Below are 2,545 nucleotides of genomic sequence, written 5' to 3' on the forward strand. Positions count from 1 at the left end.
CGGTGCGCGGTGCGGCGGTGCCCGGCGGTGCGCGGTGGTGCGCGGTGGTGCGCGGCGGTGCGGGCTCGCGCGCCGTGGTGTGCGCCCTGGTGTGCGGCGGTGCCGGTCCGCCGGGCGTCGCCGTCGCGGCCGGGGCGTTTGGCCGCCACCGCCGCCGGGCAGCGGCGGATCAGCCGCCCGGTCCCGGACCGGGCGGCACGGCGCGTGTGCCGACCGGCGCGCGCCCCGGGTCGACCGGGCGCCGGTACGACCCGCCCCGCCGGACGGGGCACACCGAAGGGAGAGGCGCCGTGAGCGCACGACGCATGGTGGTGGTCGGCGGGGACGCCGCCGGAATGTCCGCGGCCGCGCAGGCACGGCGGCTGCTGTCCGCCGACGAGTTGGAGATCATCGCCTTCGAGCGCGGCGCGTACACCTCCTACTCCGCCTGCGGCATCCCGTACTGGGTCGCCGGCGACGTCGAGGACCGCGAGGACCTCGTCGCGCGCTCGCCCGAGGAGCACCGCCGCCGGGGCGTCGACGTGCGGACCCGCACCGAGGTGATCGCCCTCGACCCCGAGAACAACCGGGTGCGGAGCCGCGACGCCTCGGGGCGTGAGGAGTGGCACGGCTACGACGACCTCGTCCTCGCCACCGGCGCGACCCCGCTGCGGCCGCCGATCCCCGGCATCGACGCCGAAGGCGTCCACGGCGTGCAGGACCTCACCGACGGCGAGGCCCTCCGCGACGCCATCGCCCGCCTCGCCCCGGACGCCGCCGGTGACGGCGACGCCGCTTCGACGCCGCTCGCCGTCGTGGTCGGCGCCGGCTACATCGGCATCGAGATGGCGGAGGCGCTGGTGCGGCGGGGGTTCCGCGTCACCCTGGTCGACCGCGCCCCGGAGCCGATGACCACCCTCGACCCCGACATGGGGGCGCTGGTCCGCGAGGCCATGAACGGCATGGGCATCGAGACCGTCATGGGCGAGGCGGTCACCGAGATCGAGACCGGTGACGACGGCGCGGTCCGCGCGGTCCGCACCGCCAATGGCCGCCACCCGGCCGACCTCGTCGTCCTCGGCCTGGGCACCCGCCCGCGCACCGCGCTCGCCGAGGAGGCCGGGCTGCCGCTGGGCGCCTGGGGCGGGCTGCTCACCGACCGCGCCATGCAGGTCCGCGGCCACCGCCACATCTGGGCGGGCGGCGACTGCGTCGAGGTCGAGCACCGCCTCACCGGCATGACCCGGCACGTGCCGCTCGGCACCCACGCCAACAAGCACGGGCAGATCATCGGCTCCAACATCGCCGGTGACTACGCCACCTTCCCGGGCGTGGTCGGCACCGCCGTCAGCAAGGTCTGCGAGCTGGAGATCGCCCGGAGCGGCCTGCTGGAGGAGGAGGCCGCGGAGGCCGGCCTCCAGTACGTGACCGTCACGGTGGAAGCGACCAGCCGGGCCGGCTACTACCCGGGGGCCCACCCCATGCACGTGAAGATGCTGGCCGAGCGCCGGACGGGCCGGCTGCTGGGCGCGCAGATCGTCGGCCGCGAGGTCGCCGCCAAGCGGGTGGACGTCGTCGCGGCGGCCCTCACGGCCGGGATGACGGTCAACGACGTCGTGATGCTGGACCTCGGGTACGCCCCGCCGTTCTCACCCACCTACGACCCGGTGCAGGTGGCGGCGCGTAAGGCCGTGGCGGCGGTGCGCGCCGCGGGCTGACGGGCGGGGGCCGACCCGCCCGGACCGGGCTGTCGGCCCCCGTGCCACCGCGCCCACGGCGCAGGGTCAGCGGGGCGCGCCGGCCGTCAGCCAGGCGCCGAGGTCGCCGGTGACCCGCTCCCCCGCCGCGGCCACGTCCGGCTCCAACGCGCCCAGCCCCAGCAGGTACACGGACGAACGGTCGGCACCGTGCCGGCGCATGAGGAGCCCGGCCCCGCCGCTGTCGTCCCCGACCAGCACCCAGTCGGGTGCCCAGCGCGCCACCTCGTACGTCGCGTTGCGCTCGGGCAGTACGTCCGGGCCGTACGCCTGCACCCCGCACGGCAGCATCACCCCGGGGCCCTGCCGCCACAGCTCCGCCACGGCGGGGTTGGGCCCGTGGCGCTGCCCCGTGGCCAGCGCGACCACCACCGCCGGGAACCCGGCGAACGTCGCGGCGAACGGCTGCGGGCCGAGGCCGTCGCCGGCATCGCACAGCACCGGGCACTCCCCGTCCGCACGCCGCTCCGTCAGGTCGAACCAGTAGCGGGCGCCGTCCGGTTCCTCGGCGCACGCCAGCAGCCCCGGCCGCTCCTCCCGCCGCCACGGCGCCGTCACCGCGTCGTACTCGTCCTGCCACCCGGACGGTGCCACCACCGCTGTCTCGGCGCCGCCTATCCGCCCGCCCCCGAACGTGGTCAGCCACCAGCGGAACGAGGGCGGCAGCGGACCGGTGACCCGCTCGGCGGCCGCCACCGCGGCGACGCTCGGCGCCGCGGCGCCACCCGCGGGCGACACCGCCGGCGAGCCGAGAACGAGTTCCCGCAGTCGCGCCGTGTCCGGCGGCGGCCACCGCGAGCCGGGCGGCG

The 2,545-nt window shown here is 77.4% G+C and carries 2 protein-coding genes; one reads left to right on the forward strand and one right to left on the reverse strand.

Annotated features, from left to right (window positions below; translation table 11 throughout):
* The first annotated feature begins 305 nt into the window (after window positions 1-305).
* Window positions 306-1,697, forward strand: coding sequence for an FAD-dependent oxidoreductase (locus HCN56_RS25080; protein WP_167974873.1), 1,392 nt, complete (start codon window positions 306-308; stop codon window positions 1,695-1,697).
* A gap of 66 nt (window positions 1,698-1,763) precedes the next feature.
* On the opposite strand, the gene HCN56_RS25085 is transcribed toward HCN56_RS25080, so the two are convergent.
* Window positions 1,764-2,545 (reverse strand): SMI1/KNR4 family protein (locus HCN56_RS25085; RefSeq protein WP_209313177.1); only part of this gene is annotated, 782 nt, incomplete at its 5' end.

The sequence above is a fragment of the Streptomyces lonarensis genome (assembly GCF_012033735.1).
GTDB lineage: Bacteria > Actinomycetota > Actinomycetes > Streptomycetales > Streptomycetaceae > Streptomyces > Streptomyces lonarensis.